The sequence below is a fragment of the Mycobacterium sp. genome (genome assembly GCF_052145595.1).
GTDB lineage: Bacteria > Actinomycetota > Actinomycetes > Mycobacteriales > Mycobacteriaceae > Mycobacterium.
On sequence record NZ_JBKQOI010000167.1, the window covers coordinates 1 to 16,924 of the forward strand.

The 16,924-nt window shown below is 67.0% G+C and carries 15 protein-coding genes, 1 tRNA gene and 1 other RNA gene; 6 read left to right on the plus strand and 11 right to left on the minus strand.

The features are described 5' to 3' along the window. The 4 genes from ACLP4W_RS15300 to ACLP4W_RS15315 all read right to left on the minus strand — a co-directional run. Nucleotides 1-544: cutinase family protein (locus tag ACLP4W_RS15300; protein WP_442387263.1), on the minus strand; the 544-nt coding region annotated here is incomplete at its 3' end. Then, entirely contained in the window at nucleotides 541-1,608 is a 1,068-nt protein-coding gene (locus tag ACLP4W_RS15305) for an NAD(P)H-dependent amine dehydrogenase family protein (protein WP_442387265.1), read from the minus strand. The genes ACLP4W_RS15300 and ACLP4W_RS15305, both read right to left, overlap by 4 nt. Before the next feature lie 116 nt (nucleotides 1,609-1,724). Beyond that, the gene (locus tag ACLP4W_RS15310; RefSeq protein ID WP_442387267.1) at nucleotides 1,725-2,897 is read right to left on the minus strand and encodes a hypothetical protein; all 1,173 of its coding nucleotides are present in this window, start codon (nucleotides 2,895-2,897) and stop codon (nucleotides 1,725-1,727) included. After that, nucleotides 2,894-4,225, minus strand: a complete 1,332-nt coding sequence (locus ACLP4W_RS15315) for a hypothetical protein (protein WP_442387269.1) — start codon at nucleotides 4,223-4,225, stop codon at nucleotides 2,894-2,896. Before ACLP4W_RS15315 ends, ACLP4W_RS15310 begins: the two co-directional genes overlap by 4 nt. A gap of 170 nt (nucleotides 4,226-4,395) precedes the next feature. On the opposite strand from ACLP4W_RS15315, the gene ACLP4W_RS15320 reads away from it, so the two are divergent. Then, nucleotides 4,396-4,743: a hypothetical protein gene (locus ACLP4W_RS15320; protein ID WP_442387342.1), complete on the plus strand. Its 348-nt coding sequence runs from the start codon at nucleotides 4,396-4,398 to the stop codon at nucleotides 4,741-4,743. Nucleotides 4,744-4,746: 3 nt separating this feature from the next. On the opposite strand, the gene ACLP4W_RS15325 is transcribed toward ACLP4W_RS15320, so the two are convergent. The 3 genes from ACLP4W_RS15325 to ACLP4W_RS15335 all read right to left on the minus strand — a co-directional run bounded on the left by ACLP4W_RS15325 (nucleotide 4,747) and on the right by ACLP4W_RS15335 (nucleotide 8,428). Beyond that, on the minus strand, nucleotides 4,747-6,117 hold the full coding sequence (locus ACLP4W_RS15325; protein WP_442387270.1) for a CHAT domain-containing protein: 1,371 nt from the start codon (nucleotides 6,115-6,117) through the stop codon (nucleotides 4,747-4,749). After that, a complete protein-coding gene (locus ACLP4W_RS15330) occupies nucleotides 6,114-7,853 on the minus strand; it encodes a hypothetical protein (protein WP_442387272.1) in 1,740 nt (579 codons plus the stop codon). Before ACLP4W_RS15330 ends, ACLP4W_RS15325 begins: the two co-directional genes overlap by 4 nt. A gap of 95 nt (nucleotides 7,854-7,948) precedes the next feature. Continuing rightward, nucleotides 7,949-8,428, minus strand: a complete 480-nt coding sequence (locus ACLP4W_RS15335; RefSeq protein ID WP_442387274.1) for a lipoprotein LpqH — start codon at nucleotides 8,426-8,428, stop codon at nucleotides 7,949-7,951. A 147-nt stretch (nucleotides 8,429-8,575) separates the two neighbouring features. Here ACLP4W_RS15335 and ACLP4W_RS15340 point away from each other — a divergent pair, with 147 nt between their 5' ends. Together ACLP4W_RS15340 and ACLP4W_RS15345 are read left to right on the plus strand one after the other, a co-directional pair. Next, nucleotides 8,576-8,953 carry a hypothetical protein gene (locus tag ACLP4W_RS15340; RefSeq protein WP_442387276.1) on the plus strand — a complete coding sequence of 126 codons (378 nt, stop codon included), beginning with the start codon at nucleotides 8,576-8,578 and terminating at the stop codon, nucleotides 8,951-8,953. A gap of 39 nt (nucleotides 8,954-8,992) precedes the next feature. Next, nucleotides 8,993-9,739, plus strand: a complete 747-nt coding sequence (locus tag ACLP4W_RS15345; RefSeq protein WP_442387278.1) for an enoyl-CoA hydratase/isomerase family protein — start codon at nucleotides 8,993-8,995, stop codon at nucleotides 9,737-9,739. 22 nt (nucleotides 9,740-9,761) lie between these two features. Here the strand turns inward: ACLP4W_RS15345 and ACLP4W_RS15350 are convergent, their stop codons facing one another. Further along, complete coding sequence (locus ACLP4W_RS15350; RefSeq protein WP_442387280.1) at nucleotides 9,762-10,541, minus strand: hypothetical protein; 780 nt, start codon at nucleotides 10,539-10,541, stop codon at nucleotides 9,762-9,764. 96 nt (nucleotides 10,542-10,637) lie between these two features. Then, nucleotides 10,638-10,726, minus strand: a tRNA-Ser gene (locus ACLP4W_RS15355). A gap of 69 nt (nucleotides 10,727-10,795) precedes the next feature. On the opposite strand from ACLP4W_RS15355, the gene ffs reads away from it, so the two are divergent. From ffs to ACLP4W_RS15370, 3 genes are all read left to right on the plus strand, one after another. Next, an RNA gene (ffs, locus tag ACLP4W_RS15360) (signal recognition particle sRNA small type) lies at nucleotides 10,796-10,890 on the plus strand. Nucleotides 10,891-10,936: 46 nt separating this feature from the next. After that, nucleotides 10,937-12,229: an aminotransferase class I/II-fold pyridoxal phosphate-dependent enzyme gene (locus tag ACLP4W_RS15365; protein WP_442387282.1), complete on the plus strand. Its 1,293-nt coding sequence runs from the start codon at nucleotides 10,937-10,939 to the stop codon at nucleotides 12,227-12,229. A 165-nt stretch (nucleotides 12,230-12,394) separates the two neighbouring features. Continuing rightward, nucleotides 12,395-14,200 carry a DNA polymerase III subunits gamma/tau gene (locus tag ACLP4W_RS15370; protein ID WP_442387284.1) on the plus strand — a complete coding sequence of 602 codons (1,806 nt, stop codon included), beginning with the start codon at nucleotides 12,395-12,397 and terminating at the stop codon, nucleotides 14,198-14,200. A gap of 4 nt (nucleotides 14,201-14,204) precedes the next feature. On the opposite strand, the gene ACLP4W_RS15375 is transcribed toward ACLP4W_RS15370, so the two are convergent. Together ACLP4W_RS15375 and ACLP4W_RS15380 are read right to left on the minus strand one after the other, a co-directional pair. After that, on the minus strand, nucleotides 14,205-15,515 hold the full coding sequence (locus ACLP4W_RS15375; RefSeq protein ID WP_442387286.1) for a class I SAM-dependent methyltransferase: 1,311 nt from the start codon (nucleotides 15,513-15,515) through the stop codon (nucleotides 14,205-14,207). Beyond that, nucleotides 15,512-16,900, minus strand: coding sequence for an FAD-binding oxidoreductase (locus ACLP4W_RS15380; RefSeq protein WP_442387288.1), 1,389 nt, complete (start codon nucleotides 16,898-16,900; stop codon nucleotides 15,512-15,514). The genes ACLP4W_RS15375 and ACLP4W_RS15380 overlap by 4 nt, the downstream gene beginning before the upstream one ends. Nucleotides 16,901-16,924 lie beyond the last annotated feature (24 nt).

Consider the following 16,924-nt stretch of genomic DNA (forward strand, 5'->3'; position numbering starts at 1 on the left):
CCGGATCGCCGTCGGCGCACAGGTCAATGGTCTTCGAGCTGTACGGCGGACCGATCGGCGGAAAAACGGCGCCCGACAAGTTACTCGCGAGTGGACTCGTCGGATTACCGAAGACGGCGATCGCCGCCACGTGATCAATTGCCTGTGGCGGCAGGGCCGGCGCAGCCAGATCGATGACACCCGCGCCCTGAGAAAATCCACCAAGCACCATTTGGGTGTTGGGACAGCGCCCCATCATGTCCCCCACGTGAGCGACCACATCGTCGGCGCCGGTTTGGGCACTCGACGCGAAAGCCGCTGTCGCCGGATAGTTGACAGAGTAGACGTCCATTGAGCGCCCGGAGATCTGTGATCCGAGCGAGTCGATGAATGCTTGGCCCACTTTGCCGACGCCAGAGGGCTGGCCGGTGCCGCGAGCGAACGTCACCTCGACGGCAGGGCACGGATCGGCATGAGCGGAGGGAATGCCGGTCGGCCCGCTCAACGCCGCCGACGTCGTTGCGATCGCAGCGCCAAGGAAGCGAATGATGCGGTGTGCACTCACCGCTCAATGCTGACATATGCGTGCCCCCGGGGGAGTGTCAGCGGCAGATCGGCGTAGGTGACGATGCCGGGCGCCGCGGCGACGACGGCCGCGATCGCGTTGATGGTGGGCATCGCTGTCATGATGTGGCCGAGCACCATGAAGTCGGCGATCGTCTCCGCCTGGAAATACGGCGGCGGCAGGAAGCCGACCTTGGTCGTCACCGATGGCTGCCCGTCGACCTGGATGACCCAGCCGTCCTGGTCGATCTTCCAATCGGGCTCGAGCGTCTGCCCTTTGCGCCACCGGACGTTGAGGTCGATCACGGTTTTTCCGCCGACGATGCCCTGCCAGCTCACGAAGACGCCCGCGACGCATCCCGCCGCTATCGTCCACGACCCGAGGTCGAGATCGGCTGTGGTTTGGGCGAACTCGGCAACCGAGCGCACCTCGTCGAGCTCGACACCGAGCGCGTCGGCCACCAGCCGGACGGCCTCGCCGAAGATGGCCGTCCCCTTCGCCGCCATCTGCTGCAGCTCCGGGTGGTCGATCGGCTGGCCGAAGCCCACCGGCTTCTCGGTGTCCGGCGAGTCGTAGAACGTGGTGTCCGCGGCCTCGTTGACGCTGACCTTGTCGATTCGGTTGCACACCATCGCCGACACGATGGCCAACAGCTCGGCGAACCCGGGGCTGACGCCGGACCCGAAGATCGTCGAGCCGCCCTTCTCGCAGGCTTCCAGGATCCGGTCGCGGCCCTCGCCCAGGTTGTGCCCCGTGATGAACGACGCCGTCGTCACCACGTTGACGCCCGCGGACAGGATGCGGACCAACTCGTCGACGTTGATCCACATCGGGTTGTAGACCACGCAGTCCGGTTTCAGGGCGAGCAGCGCGTCGACATCGTTGGTGGCCGTTACGCCTAGTGGCCGAATGCCGACCAGTTCGCCGACGTCGCGGCCGACCTTATCCGGCGACCAGGCATAACACCCCACCAGTTCAAGGGCGGGATTGTCGGCGATCGATTGCAATGAGCTTTTGCCGACGTTCCCGGTGTTCCACTGAACGACTCGATAGTTGTTTGGCACTCGCTCAGCATAGGGAATCGTGCCCGCCCGAGCGACGGTGAATTTCACGACGCAACACGCCGACTTCGTGTCGTCAGATGCACAGTCGCCGGACCTTCGAGAAGATCACGAGAAGATCAGTAGTCGGATTCGGCGGCCAAAACCTCGGCCAGGAAGGCGTCGTCCGCCGGCCGGTCTAACCGGGCCCGTGCCCAGCGGCGAACCCGCACCCGCGTTTCGGAGGTTTCGGTCACCCCCGATATTTGAGCGCCGATGATCAGCGAGGTCGCCGACCAATCGTGGTCCCAGGCCGCCGATTCCGTCACTGGCCGTTGCTGGGCGTCGACCAGGGAGATGGTTGCGCGGCCGTCGGCGTCCAGGGTGCCGGCGGCGCTGATGACCCCGGACCGCAGTCGCACCGCGACGCCGGTGGCCGGATCCGGTCCGATGACAGCCGCCCGCACGACGGCGACCACCCCCGTAACAGCCAGTTCGACGCTCCACTCGACGGTGTTCTCGGCGGCATCGAATATTGCGGGGGGAACCGCGCTCCAGTTGATGGACGCGACACCACGGGCGATCGGAACCGCACCGCGTGGACCCGCGTCTGCGCCGGCGGCCAGCGCGTAGTCGTCACGATGTCCGCTCGGCATCTCGAGGACCTCGCTTGAATCATCGAGAGCGGCAAACAGTTCCGGCCATCCGGCTTCATCGAGGCCCTCGAGGCCGAGTTCGTCGGCAAGTCCGGAACCGGCCCGCACCAAATCGAGCACGCGCGGATCGCCACCGCGGACATGCCTGATCAGGGCCGGGGCGTGCGGCGCGAGCAACTCCGTGACATCCGAATCCAGGGTGTCGTCGGTGAAGAAGCCTTGCGCGCCGACGGTCAGCAATGCGACCTCGACGTCGAGCAGTGCGCGGTCGAGGCCGGCGATACCGTCCTGCTGGCTGGCGGGCCACCATCGCCTCAGCCAATGGCCTATGGCCAGCCTCCGGAGCGGCGCCACCGATCCCGGCGCAATGTCGACGCCGGCGAGCTCGACGCTGGGCGGTTGGTCGGCCGCGCGGTCCGCGGCCACGAACGCAGACGTCACGGCAACGTGTCCGGCCTCCCCGACAACGCGCCAAAGCCAGTCGGCGCGTGACAGATCGGTGAAGGTGATGTGGGTCGCCGCGTCGGCGGGTGGATCGTCGACCGTCCAGGACAGCACGGCGCCACTGACCTCCAGCACGGCGACCAGTGGCGTCGCAGCGAGGGGCTCGTCGGTGGGGCCGGTTGTCCATAGACCGGAATCGGCGACCAATCTCATCCGGCCACCTGCAATTCCAGCATCGCCTTGATTCGTTGCCGGTGGTCGAGGCTCACCGACCGCGCCACCCCTTCGAGCAGGGACCGCACGTCATCGACGTCGTCGCAGGGCTCCTGCCACACGTCGCGTCCGTGCAGCCGCGCCCACAGCCGGCTCAGGTAGGGCTGTGCATACGCCGCGAGGTCGTCGACGACTTGCCGTTGGCGTGGATGGATCGGGCCGCCCTCGGCGAGATAGCGCCGAGCGTGCAGGACATAAGCCTCCTTGCGCAGCCGGGCCTGGATCTGCGCCGCCAATGCGTAGCGGCTCGAGAGGGATCGGTCCAGTGGTGCCAGCTCGACCGCGACCTCGATGCCGGCTACCAGCGTGGCCTGTTTGTCCTCGGACAACAGCCCCCAGGGCGCACACGCCCGGTCGACTTCCTCTTCGCACAGCAGCGGGATGTCGGGCAATGCGTCGCGGTCCAGGCCGCGGCGCAGCGTCGCGCGCACCCGGTCGGCCACGCTGCGGTCCAGCGGACGATCGCTGTCCGAGGCGCCGGTAATCTTCGGCTGCCGTTGCGGCTCAACCGAACTCAAACCCAGCTCGACGATTGACCACGGTAGCTCGGCCGCCTCAAAGTGGGCAAGTGCGCCCAGGTTGTACGGCGTAGCGTCGGCGATCACGGCTGACCAGACCCGCTGCCGGGCCGCCGCCGTGCGGTGGCTGTTGGCGGGCCCAAGCACTGTGCTCAGCTCGGCCAGGAATAGGCCGGTTTTAATGGCCGAGGCTCTTTCCGACGCCCGCACGTCACGCCAGCTGCGGTCGAGCTGATCGGTGAGCCTGGCTACGACGTCAGGATTTGCGAAGTATTGGTGCAGTACCTCGATGGCGGTGCGGTCGCGGCCCTGGTGAATGTCGTTGAGCACAGCGGCCGCCGTCTCGCGATCTTGCGGCGCCGGTTGGCCTTTCGTCACCGCGAGCTCGAAGCAAACCGGAAAGTACAGTTCCTGGGCATTTCCGGTGCGAATCCGCTGCCTGCGGCGCTCGAGTTTCAGGGTCTCGAACCATGCTGCGGCAGAGCGTAATTCGGGTGCGTTTCCGACGATGAGGTCGTGCATCCCGGTGGCGGTTTCAGGGGCGACGACCGGGGCCGAATACTGTGGGTTCGTCCGCAACCTCAACACCAACGGGTCGATGATCCGTTTGACGGTGCGGCTCAAAGGGCCGCCGTCATCGCTGCTGAGCACCTCGACGCCGGGACCGATCGCCCGCCACGCCCGGTCGATCACCGACCGGCGTGGGTGGCCCACCGCGACAACGGTCGCCACCCGCGAATCCGCGCTCATCTGCCCAGGATAGGGGCTTTTCAAAAATATCGGCAGCCGAAAAGTTGGGTTCGGTAGCCGGCCCTCGGCTAGAGCCTTGTGCCATGAAGAAGCTGACCATGCCGCTGCTGGGCGCCGGAATCGTATTGATCGCAACCGCCGCCGCCTACCTTGCTTTTCACGAGCCGTGGATCGCCGGTGTCGCCGGTGTCGCGGTTGCGCTGGTGCTCGTTGGCCGGCTCCCGTTCGCTCGGCGTCAGAGCGCGGGCGGCCGTACCGTCGGCGTCGGCACCGTGCGCACCATCGGCGACGATCAGCCCGGAGCCGCCGGCGGCGACCGCCAGATTTTCATTGAGGTGGTGGCCGTGTCCGGGGAGACGTTCATCGGCAAATTGGCCCGTTGTGACGCCGATCTGGATGCGTCGGTGCTGCGCCCCGGGCTCGTCGTTCTGGTGGCATTCGATCCCGCTGCGCGCGAGGAGCTTTCGCTGCCGGACGACGTGCTGGCTGTGCACGCGTCGTGGCTGGCCGCAATCTGAGTGCTAGCGCGCGCCGTCGACCGCGAACGTGACCAGGGCAGCCCAATACAGCGGACTGGCTGTGACGACGCCGTCACGCCAGCGCCGCATCTGCGCACGCTGCCAACGATTTATCGCGCATCCCGCGTCGTCGGCTTCGTGTGCGCGATCGACGGCGGCCACCACATCGGCCATCGGATCGGCCGGTTCACCGGCCGCCGCGGCAAACTGTCGATAGGCCGCGGTGGTGGGCAGCGACCATAAGGTGGCGGTCACCACCTGTGCGCCGCACAGGATCGTCGCCGCCACCAGACCGGTCGCCTCGTCGAATCGATAGTCCCCGCCCGATCCGCAAGCCAGCAGGGCAACGCGCGGTGGCATCGGCAACCGCAATGACATCAGGTCCGATGCGGTCAGCGGGCGGTGGTCACCTATTGCGTCGGCATCTCCTGGGATTTCCGCCGAGCAGGCCAGGTGGAGGGCGGCCCGATCGGCCCGGCTCGCGTGGTCGGCGTCGCCGTCGGCCGAACTCGCGTGGCCGACGTACATCAGCCTGCTCGGACATTGCGCCAGCTGCCCGGCCAGCCAGTTGCGGTCGGCATCCGGGCGGCGGAACAGCTCGACCACACCGTCGACATCCGGTAGCACCGGTCGGCGTTGCATCAGCTCGGTGTAATGGCGAGCCAACGGCGTCTGCGGGGAAGGCCTGCCGAGCACCGATCCGAGGTTGGAGTCCGGGCGCTGACCCGGCACTCGGGGATCGAGGACCAGGAGTGGCGGGTGGTCTCGCCCGGTGTCCCAGCCGGCCGGCGTGCGCGGTGCGTGCACGATGTTCGGCGGCACCGCCATCAGCACGTCGACCAACTCCATCAGCCGATAGCCATCGGTGTGGTCACTGATATCGGCCAGCTGCCAAGGGATTTTGGCCGCCACTCGGCCGCTGGTGGTGATGGCATCCTGGCGTGCGCGCACCAATTCCTCTTTGCTCGGTCCTGATTTCGGCATCGCCAGCAGTCCCCAGGGCACACGTGCCAGTCGTGCGCTGGGCGAGACGAACAGCACCGCGCGTGGCGATGCCATGCACTCCGTCAACAGCTGCCACCCCGGACGCTCGATCAGCAGCACACCGAGGATGTAGGCGACCGTGAGTTCGGTGGCCGGCGCCGCGAAAGGACCTCGGGTCAGTGCCCGCTCGATGGCGTCTCGCCCGCTCTCGGGGCCGTGCGGCTCGGGCAGGGCATCGGCCAGTTCCTGTAAGGCGGCGAGCAGGATCGGTTCCTCCACCACCCAGGTGACGGTTCTCGAGGGCTGCCCGACGATCCGCAGACTGGCGTAGGTGGCGATGCCGACGTCGGCGTACCGCAGGACCAGAGTCAGCCGGTCCGCCTCGCTCATGGCCAGGTGGACCAGGAGGGTTCTGCGGCCGTGACGGAGCGGCCGTACCGTTCGAAAGCCAGCGCGCGATAGTGGCTCATGATCGGTGCGGCATCCGGCTGCATCTGCAATGGCGGCAACGGGCCAAGCCGGGTCAGCTTGCTGCCTGCCGGCGCTGACGGCCCGGCTGCGGCCATGGCGGGGGCGAGTTCCGGCCCGGTGTCGATGAGCACCGGTGCGGTCGCCGTCGATGCCCATTCGCCGATTCTCGGTTGCTGTGGTTCGGTACTGAAGGTTCCTCGTGCGCTGTGATATTCGACCAGCTCGCTGACCAGTTCGGTGTTGTCCCATTCCCATGCGACGGCGAAGGCGCCGGCCAGCATCGGGGCCGAAACGCTGGCCGCCCAGCGCGATCTCGCGTCGGCGTCGGCGATCGAATACCGCACCGAGTCGACCGCCAGCGCGGCCGGCACCTTGAGCTCGGCGGCCTGTTCGAGTTTGGTCATCGCGCGCCAGTATTCCGGAGTGCCGACCTCGCCCAGGAGGATACCGAGTCCCTCGGCCTGACGTGCCTCGGTTTCCTGCAGCGTCTCGTCGGGATCACCCGAACTGTCGAAACCGAGGTCCGCCAGAGCATCCGCGCGCCAAACGGTGCCAAGGTGATTGTCGAGTCGGGCGTACTGCAGCCAACTGCTGCGCGGCGACGAGTCGAGCAATTCCCGGGCTTGGGCGATCAGCTCCACCGCTTCGGCGAAACGGCCGCAGAAGATCGGAATCCAGCTGCGCTGCAACAGGATGCGGTGCAGATGCAGCGGCTTGCCCAGTTCACGCCAGTGCCGCTCGGCATGCTCCCAGCACTGGTCGGCCGCTTCCAATGCACCCGATGCCAGGCGGGTGAGTCCCAAATACAGCCAACAGCGCGCGACGTCGTGGGCCCGCGCGTGTCGAGAGATGACCGGATTGGCCTCCGAGACCAGCCGCTCGGTGCCCGCGTGGTCGCCTACCGACCAGCACGCCGCGGCGCGTTCCAATTGTGTTCTGGCCGTGGCCAGTTCCCACCCGTTTGCCTGCGCCCTGGCTCCCGCGCGACGTAACCAGGGCTCGGCTTCCGACAATCGGCCCGTCTCGACGCAGAATCTGCCGTATGCGGTGGCCGCGGCCACCAGCAGATGGTCGGCGAACTCGCTGGCACCGCTGAGCTGGTCGATGCCGTCAAGCACCCGCTCCCACAGCGGAACCGATCGCACCTGCAAGTCGTCGTCGCAGAGCGCGGTCGCGCATAGGATTTGGGCATGGGTGCGCAGGTATGCGTGCTCGTCGGCGAGGTCGTCGAAACCCTCGTCGGAGTCGGTGTCGCCCAGCACCGCCAGTGCCACCGCGGCGCCGGCGTGATCGCCACGCGTTGCCGCCAGACCCGTTTCGAGGAACTGTGCTCGTCGCGAGTATCGACAGATCATGTGTGCGATCTCGTCGTCGGACATGAGCACCTGCTCGGCGGCTTCCGGCATTGTGCCGACGGCGATCCCCGAGTAGATGGTCAAGCAGTCGCGGATGCGCCGGATAGACTCTCGCACTCCGTCATTCGCTCCGCGAGCAAGGTAGATCTCGCCGAGCTGGGCAAGAACCTCCAGCATGAGATCGTCACGATCTTCCCGTTCGATCTGCGGTATCAGGGACAGCAACAGATCGCGGGCCCGTGTTTCGTCGGCGGCGAACGCCAAACGACGCGCGTTCGCCAACTCGCCGGGGATCGACACGGCTGCATCATAAGTCCGCTGTCGTGGGCGTGGCGAGGAACCGGAGCGGCGGACGTGTGAGTGAAGGCACGTCCGCCGCCCCGGAGTCCGATCGATCAACCGCAAGCCACCTTGATGTTGAAGTCCTTGGTGATCATCCCGGCCATTGGGTTCTTCAGGTCGGCCCCCTGTGCCTGACCGGTGATGGTGTAGGTCTTGCCGTCCACCGCCACGTTGGCCGAGCCGACCTTCGCGCCCATGCCGTTGCTGACCGACAATGCGTTGCCGTCGACGACAAGCGCCAGCGATTCGACCTGCGGAGTGGCCTCATCGGTCATCACCACGGCCAGCGCCTGGCGCCCGCCCGCGGACCCACTGCCGATGTCGATCTTGCCGCCGGTCTTGACGCAGGTCACCGACGCCGGGTCGAGGCCCTGTAGGTCCGTACCACCCACCTTGACCTGCGTGCCGCCGCCGGTGGCGACGCTGGGCGCCGTGCTCGACGCCGGGCCGGCCGTGTGGCCGCCACTGGAGCAGGCCACCAGCGCCGACGCACAGCCAAGGGTTCCGATCGCTGCCGCGATAAGACGTTTCACTGCATTTCCTTCCTTCGTGCGCCGCCCCATTGGCGTCGCCATGGGCGCAAGTACAGACCCGTCGCGGCGCTACCGATCCCAAATTTGGTTTCGACCCGGTAGGCTGCCAAGACCCAGGCGGTCACGGTCCATGAAGGGAGACAGGCTATGGCAGGCGTGCAATGGGTGGAAAAGCCTGAGGCCCACGACTTTCCGGCGGCGGCGGACTACCTCGCCATGCTCGCGGACGCGCAAACCGTCAAGAAGCTGACGAAAAAGTTGAAAGCCGGCTCCGTCACGCACAAGAAGGCCAAGGATATCCTCCGAGCAGCGCAGCTGAGGCTGCTGGACGTCGACAACCCGCACGTGGCCACGGATCTATCCAAGATCAAAAAGGGGCAACCGCTGTCGCCCATCCTGCTGGTGCGCGGCGACTTCACCAAGGGTGTTCCGCTCCAGATCGCCGACGGCTACCACCGGGTATGCGCGAGCTATCACACCGACGAGAACACCGACATCCCGGTCATCATCGTGTCGTTGAGCTGAAGACTTGGCTTGCCGGGCTCGGTGCTGGAATGTGTCACTGTGATTGAGATCCATACCGTCGGAGCGGTACAAGTACTGACCATTTCCGCGGGGCGCGTTAACGCCCTGGATGTCCAGCTGCTCGAAGAGCTGACCTATGCGGTCGGCGAGGTGCAGAGCTCGGGTGCCGACGCGCTCGTCGTCACCGGCGCGGGCCGCGTGTTCAGCGCCGGGGTAGACCTCAACCGCGTAGTGGAAGGCGGTGCCGGCTACACCGATCGGCTGGTCCCGGCGCTATCCGAGGCGTTCGAGGCGCTGTTCTGCTATCCGGGGCCGACCGTGGCCGCGATCAACGGCGCCGCCATCGCGGGCGGGTGCGTGCTGGCGTGCGCCTGCGACCGGCGTCTGATCGGCCCCGATGCGCAGATCGGGGCGTCCGAGGTCCGCGTGGGAGTGGCGTTTCCGGTCGCCGCGCTCGAGGTCATGCGCTACGCGTGCTCAGGCCATGCCGAGGAAGTGTTGCTCGGCGGCCGGGCCTACCGCGGGGTCGAGGCCGTCGCGCGCGGACTTGCGCACCGCGTCGTCGCCGAAGATCTTCTCGAGGCGGCGGTGGCGGAGGCGTCAGACCTCGGCGGCATCCCGGTCGATGCCTACCGCCACACGAAAGCCCAGCTGCGGGCGCCCACCGTGGCGCGGATCCGCGACGCCGGCGGTATTGACGACGAGGTCCGCGAACTGTGGGGCGCGGCCAGCACGCAGCAGCGCATCGCCGCCTACGTCGAGGGCCTGCGGCGCCGCGACAGCTGATTTCACACCGTCGCGCCGCGAGTCATTCCTCGACCGCAACCCCGCCGCCGGTGCGCCTGCGCCGCAGCCGATGCGACCCCTTGCCGGTTGGGCGGCGGTTTTGCAAACCGGCCCGGGAGTCTTCGGTGGCCTCGGGTTCGGGTTCGGCCCCTTCGGGGCTTTCGGCGGTCACCGCGACGGGCTCTTCGGCCCGCTCCGCCTCTTCGGCTTCTTCTGCGTCGCCGGCTTCGGGTTCGGTGCCTTCAGCTTCGGCGACCTCGGCGTCTTCGGTCTCGGCTTCGGCTTCTTCGGTTTCTTCAGCGTCCGCCTCGTCGCTCTTCTTGCGGCGAAGACGCCGCTGCTTGGGCTCCTTCGCCTTGATCGGTTTCGGCGGTGGCGGCGGCAACTCGGCGACGAACGACAGATAAAACGCGAAGAACCCGAGTACCGCGATCGCTGCGGCGGCGCCGTAAATCCCGAACAGCCACTGTCCAGCGGCATCGAGGCTGAGCCAGATCTCGCTGATCGCCGTGCCGATGATCAGCACGCCGGCCAGCACATGGGCCACGATCGACCAGACCCGCAGGGATAGGGCCAGCTGCGGGATCCCCAACTCTGGCTTGCGGGTGCGCAGCAGGGTGAACACCACGGGCAGAGCGGCCAGGGCCACCAGCGCGCCCGTCACGATCCGAAGCGCCGTCCCCAGCGAATGCGTGGTATCGCCCATCAACTCGAGCCAGCGGGGCAGCACGAAATAGAAGTAGAGGACGCCGGCACTGATCGAAAACAACAAGTGCCACGGTATGGCGACCTTGCGCCCCATACGCCTCCCTCATGCTGTGAGCCCACGCCAGCCTAAAGGCAGCTCAAACCGAATCCAAACATCCTCGGCCGCGGTCTCCAGACCGATCGCGAACGATGGCGGAGGATGCGGGATTTGAACCCGCGAGGGCTGTTAACCCAACCCGCGTTCCAGGCGAGCGCCATAGGCCACTAGGCGAATCCTCCGTGGCCATGGTAGCGGCTGGGTTGTGCCGCGGCCGCCACAGCGTGCTTTGAGCCAGGTATACACTCGCCGATGGACCCCGCGCGGCGTCTATCCTGTGAACTCCCCCAGGGCCGGAAGGCAGCAAGGGTCAATGGGCTCTGTCGGGTGCGCGGGGTCCCCCCACGTCGTGACCCCGAATCCCACGGCGTTCGACAGCGAAAGGGCCCATGGTGTCGTTCGATTCCCTCAGCCCTGAAGAGCTAGCGGCGGCGCACGCCCGCAACCAGCAGGATTACGCGGAGCTGCAAGCCAAGAAGCTGGCTTTGGACCTGACCCGCGGCAAACCGTCCCCCGAGCAGCTCGACCTGTCCAACCAGCTGCTGAGCCTGCCCGGAGACGATTACCGCGACGCCGAGGGCACCGATACCCGCAACTACGGCGGCCTGCACGGCCTGCCCGGACTGCGTGCCATCTTCGCCGAGCTGCTCGGTATCCCGGTGCCCAACCTGATCGCCGGGAACAACTCCAGCCTGGAGCTGATGCACGACCACGTCGCCTTCTCGATGTTGTACGGCGGCGTGGACTCGCAACGGCCCTGGAAGGACGAACCCAGCGTCAAGTTCCTCTGCCCCGTCCCCGGCTACGACCGGCACTTCGCCATCACGGAGACCATGGGCATCGAGATGATCCCGGTCCCGACGCTGCAGGACGGACCGGACGTCGACCTGATCGAAGAGCTCGTCGCCGTCGACCCCGCGATCAAGGGGATGTGGGCGGTGCCGGTGTTCGGCAATCCCACGGGCGTCACCTATTCATGGGAAACGGCTCGCCGGCTCGTCCAGATGCGGACGGCAGCGCCCGACTTCCGGCTGTTCTGGGACAACGCGTATGCGGTGCACACCCTGACGCACGACTTCATCCGCCAGGTGGACGTGCTCGGGCTGGCCGCTGCGGCCGGCAACCCCAACCGGCCGCATGTCTTCGCGTCCACCTCCAAGATCACCTTTGCCGGCGCCGGGGTCAGCTTTCTGGGCGGATCGCTGGGCAACATCGCCTGGTACCTGCAATACGCGGGGAAGAAGTCGATCGGCCCGGACAAGATCAACCAGCTACGGCATGCGCGCTTCTTCGGCGACGCCGACGGGGTGCGCCTGCACATGCTGCGCCACCAGCAGATACTGGCGCCAAAATTCGCCCTGGCGCTCGAAATTCTGGATCAGCGGCTGAGCGATTCCAAGATCGCCTCCTGGACGGAGCCCAAGGGCGGTTACTTCATCAGCCTCGACGCGTTGCCCGGCACCGCGCGGCGGACCGTCGCCCTGGCCAAGGACGCCGGCATCGCGGTCACCGAGGCGGGCGCGTCGTTCCCGTACCGGAAAGACCCGGACGACAAGAACATCCGGATCGCGCCCACCTTCCCGTCGCTCCCGGACCTGCGCGACGCGGTCGACGGCCTGGCGACCTGCGCGCTGCTGGCGGCTACGGAGTCGATGCTCCCCTCGTCGGCACCGAGTCTGCGCTGAGCGCGAGAAATTTGGCTGGATCACGCCGTACGTACAGTCTCGACGCCCTGATTGCAGGCTCGACGCCCACACCGACGATCGTCACCACGCGTGGCCTGATTGCCCGGTTCCTCGGCGGCCCCTCCGGGATCCGCATCGTCACCGAGCGTCGGTAGCCTGCTGACCGTGGCCCTCTACCGCAAGTACCGACCGGCAACCTTCGCCGAGGTGGTGGGTCAGGAGCACGTCACCGAGCCGCTGTCCATTGCCCTGGAAGCGGGTCGGATCAACCACGCGTATCTGTTCTCCGGGCCGCGCGGCTGCGGAAAGACCTCGTCGGCGCGCATCCTGGCGCGGTCGTTGAACTGTGAGCAGGGACCGACGGCCAACCCGTGCGGGGTTTGCGAGTCCTGCATCGCGCTGGCGCCCAACGCGCCCGGCAGCATCGACGTGGTGGAGCTGGACGCCGCAAGCCACGGCGGCGTGGACGACACTCGCGAGCTGCGGGACCGCGCGTTCTACGCTCCGGCTCAGTCGCGCTACCGGGTGTTCATCGTCGACGAAGCGCACATGGTGACCACCGCGGGCTTCAACGCGCTGCTCAAGATCGTGGAGGAACCGCCCGAACACCTCATCTTCATCTTCGCCACCACCGAACCGGAGAAGGTGCTGCCGACGATTCGGTCGCGCACCCATCACTACCCGTTTCGGCTGCTGCCGCCACGCACCATGCGGGCATTGATCGGGCGGATCTGCGAGCAAGAGGGCGTCGTCGTCGACGATGCGGTGTATCCGCTGGTGATCCGCGCGGGCGGTGGTTCGCCACGTGACACCCTCTCGGTGCTGGATCAATTGGTGGCCGGGGCCGAGGACGCTCACCTGACCTATCAGCGCGCGCTGGGGCTGCTGGGTGTCACCGACGTCGCACTGATCGACGACGCCGTGGATGCCCTCGCCGCTTCGGATGCCGCCGCGTTGTTCGGTGCTGTCGAATCGGTGATCGACGCCGGTCACGACCCACGCCGCTTTGCCACCGATCTGCTGGAGCGGTTCCGCGATCTCATTGTGCTGCAAGCGGTTCCGGACGCCGCCAGCCGCGGTGTGGTGGATGCGCCGGAGGACGTGCTGGACCGGATGCGCGAGCAAGCGGCCCGGATCGGGCCGGCGACCCTGACCCGGTACGCCGAGGTGGTGCAGGCAGGGCTGGGTGAGATGCGCGGTGCGACGGCGCCGCGCCTGCTGCTCGAAGTGGTCTGCGCGCGGCTGCTGCTGCCCTCGGCCAGCGACGCCGAGTCCGCGCTGCTGCACCGCATCGAGCGGATCGAGACCCGGCTGACCATGTCGATCCCCGCGTCCGAGGGCGCAGCACCGCCGCCCCGGCCCACGGCTGCCGAGCCGGTGACTGCCCCCGTCCGGCCCCGCAAGGCGGCCGCTGAGTCTGCTTCCAAGCCCGAGCCGAAACGCGAGCCCGAACCGCCTCCCGAGCCGGCCCCCGAACCGGCCCCTGAATCAGTTTCTGCCCCCGGCGAACTCAACGCGGCCGCGGTGCGAACGATGTGGCCGACGGTGCGGGACAAGGTGCGCCAGCGCAGCCGCACCACCGAGGTGATGCTGGCCGGCGCTACCGTCCGTGCCGTCGAGGGCAACACGTTGGTGCTGACTCATGCATCGGCGCCGCTGGCCAAGCGGTTGTCCGAACAGCGCAACGCCGACGTCATCGCCGAAGCGCTCAAAGACGCGCTGGGGGTGGACTGGCGGGTGCGGTGCGAGGCCGGCGCACCGGAGCCGACGGCGACCGACCCGCCGCCCGCCCGGCAGGAAGCGCCCGCGGACGAATCCGCCGATGTGGATTCGGCTCAGCAAGACGAAGAGGAACACATGCTTGCCGAAGCGGGCCGCAGCGAGCCGTCGGCGCCGCGGCGCGACCCCGAAGAGGTTGCACTCGAGCTGCTGCAGAACGAGTTGGGCGCCCGCCGCATCGACAACGGCTAGCCGATTACGGCTGCCACCACGGTCGCAGCGGCAGGTTGTCGTCGCCTCGCGCGTCGACCTTGGCTGCCAGTACGTGATGCAGCTGAAGGTTGTTCTGCTCGAAGGCCACCCTTGAGGCCGCCATGTACAAGCCCCACACCTTGGCGGTCGCCAAGCCGACCTCGGCGACGGCCTCATCCCAGTGCTCGACGAGGTTGCGGCACCAGTCGCGCAGCGTCATCGCGTAGTGATGCCGGAAGTTCTCCTCGTGCAACACTTCCAGACCGACGTCCTGGATGGCGAAGACGATGCGACCCGAGCCGGTCAGCTCCCCGTCCGGAAAGACGTAGCGGTCGGTGAATCCACCCCCAAAGGAGGTCGATCTGTTGTCGTGGCGGGTGATGCAGTGGTTGAGCAGCAGACCGCCGGTGCGCAGCTTGGACTTGAGGAAGCCGAAGTAGCCGGGGTAATTCTTGACGCCGATGTGCTCGGTCAACCCGATGGAAGAAACGGCGTCGAATCCCGTCTCGCCCACGTCGCGGTAGTCGGAGTGCCGGACTTCGGCGAGGCCCGTCAGCTCTTCGTCTTCAATCGCTTGCTGTGCCCACTTCGCCTGCTCGGCCGACAGGGTGGCACCGATCGCCCGGACACCGCGTCGCGCCGCGTAGCGGACCATGCCTCCCCAGCCGCAGCCGACGTCGAGCAGCCGGTCGCCCCGCTGTAGCCGCAGCTTCTCGAAAATCAGCCGGTACTTGTTCTCCTGGGCCTCTTCCAGCGTGGCGTCTGCGCTGGGGTAGGCCGCGCAGGTGTAGGTCATCGACGGGCCGAGCACCCATTCATAGAAGGCGTTGGAGACGTCGTAGTGGTGGTGGATGGCCTCGGCGTCACGGGTCTTGCTGTGCGTCACGCCGGCGGCGATTCGGCGCCACCGTGGCGGCGTCTCCTCCGGCGGAGGAGCGATCGGCAGCAATCGCCCAAACCCGATTGAGCGGACGACGTTGGCGAACACCAGGGCCGACGGACGCTTGAATTGAACCCGGTCGGTCAGTGTCTTGAGCAACTGGTACGGATCGCCGGGATGCACGCCGTACGTCTGCAGGTCGCCCGACACGTATGCGCGGGCAAGGCCGAGTTCGCCGGGGGCCGTGGCCAGGTAGGTGGCGCCGCGGGGAGTCCGAAGATCCAGGCCCAGTACGGCATCCTCGCTGCCGGCGGAGCTGCCGTCGTACGCGGTGAACCTCAGCGGCTGGCGCCCGGTCGCGGTGAAGATCTCCAGAATCTCCGCCATGCTCAGTTTGCGGGGGGTGGTGCGATTGGGTTCTTTGGTCGTCGTCATCGCCGTTGCACCGCCTTTGCGTAGAGGTCGAGGAGACGCGAATCGGGATCGTAGGTTTTTTTGACCGTCTGGTAGGCCTCGCCGCCGTAGAGCTCGTCGAATTCCTCGCGGGTGTAGAACGAGTCCGAGTACAGCGACTTGTGCCCGTCGAGCTCGCTCACCTTGGCCTCGATCATCCGGTTGATTGCGCCCTCGGTGGCACCCCCCGGCACCGAGGACCAGAACCCGACATTGACGTAGGTGTGATCCGGCCGCATCGGATACAGCGGCCAGCCGTCGTGACCGCGTAGCCGCAGCGGGCACAACCAGATTGGTGTGATGGGCACGTTGTCCAGGAACCACTCCAAGAACTCGCCGGTGCGTTCCACCGGAACCTCGATGTCCTGCACCACCCGCTCGCGTGCCGCAAGACCGCGGCGCCTCTCGATGCGGCCGGAGACTCCGAAACGCCGGTCCATCGCGACCAGCTTCGAGTAGACGCTGCTGCGTCGGTAGCGGCGCGGCCACCAGCGCCGTAGCCTCGGGTTCTGCACACCGAAGGCGCGAGAGCACCAGAACCAATCGGTGTCCCAGCGCCAGAAGTAGTCGTGAATCGTCAGCCGGTCGTCTTTGGTGGCTTCCACACCGGCAGAGTTGTGCTGAATTGACCGGTAATAGATCTTCTTGCCGGTGTAGTCGCTGACCGGTCCCGGGGTTGCGGTCCGCCTGCCAACGCACAGGTAGCTTTCGTTGGCGCTGAAAACGACTCCGTCCAGATAGTCCACCGGGGTGCCGCCCTGTCCGCCGGTATCGATGATGCGTTCCATCGCGGCGACCAGCTCGGGCAGCGAGCGGAATCGGACGTGCCGCAGCGCCACGAACGGCGCGACGGGCTCCAGCTCGATTCGAAGCCGAGTTGAATATCCCAGTGTCCCATAGGAATTGGGAAAGGCGCGGAACAGGTCGGAGTGCTGGCCGCGGGATGCGGTCAGCAATTTGCCAGCGCCGGTGAGGATATCCATCTCCAGCACCGACTCATGCGGCAGACCGTTGCGAAACGACGCCGACTCGATACCCAAGCCGCTGACCGCGCCGCCGAGGGTGATGGTCTTCAGCTGCGGCACCACCCGCGGTGAAAGGCCGTAGGGCAGGGTCGCGGCCACCAGGTCCTCGTAGCTGCACATGCCGGCCACGTCGGCGGTGCGGGTTTCGGGATCGACACCGAGGACGCCGGTCAGCCCCGAGGTATCCAGGCCGCGCGCATTGCGTTTGGCGCGGGCGCGGAACAGATTTGAGGTGGATTTGGCGAGCCGAACGCTGGACGTTGCGGGGATGGATCGATAACTCGCCATCAACCGGTCAACGCCCGCTGTGTGAGCCGAGAGTGCAGATCCACGGACAGGCATCACATATACCCTAGTCTTCTAAAA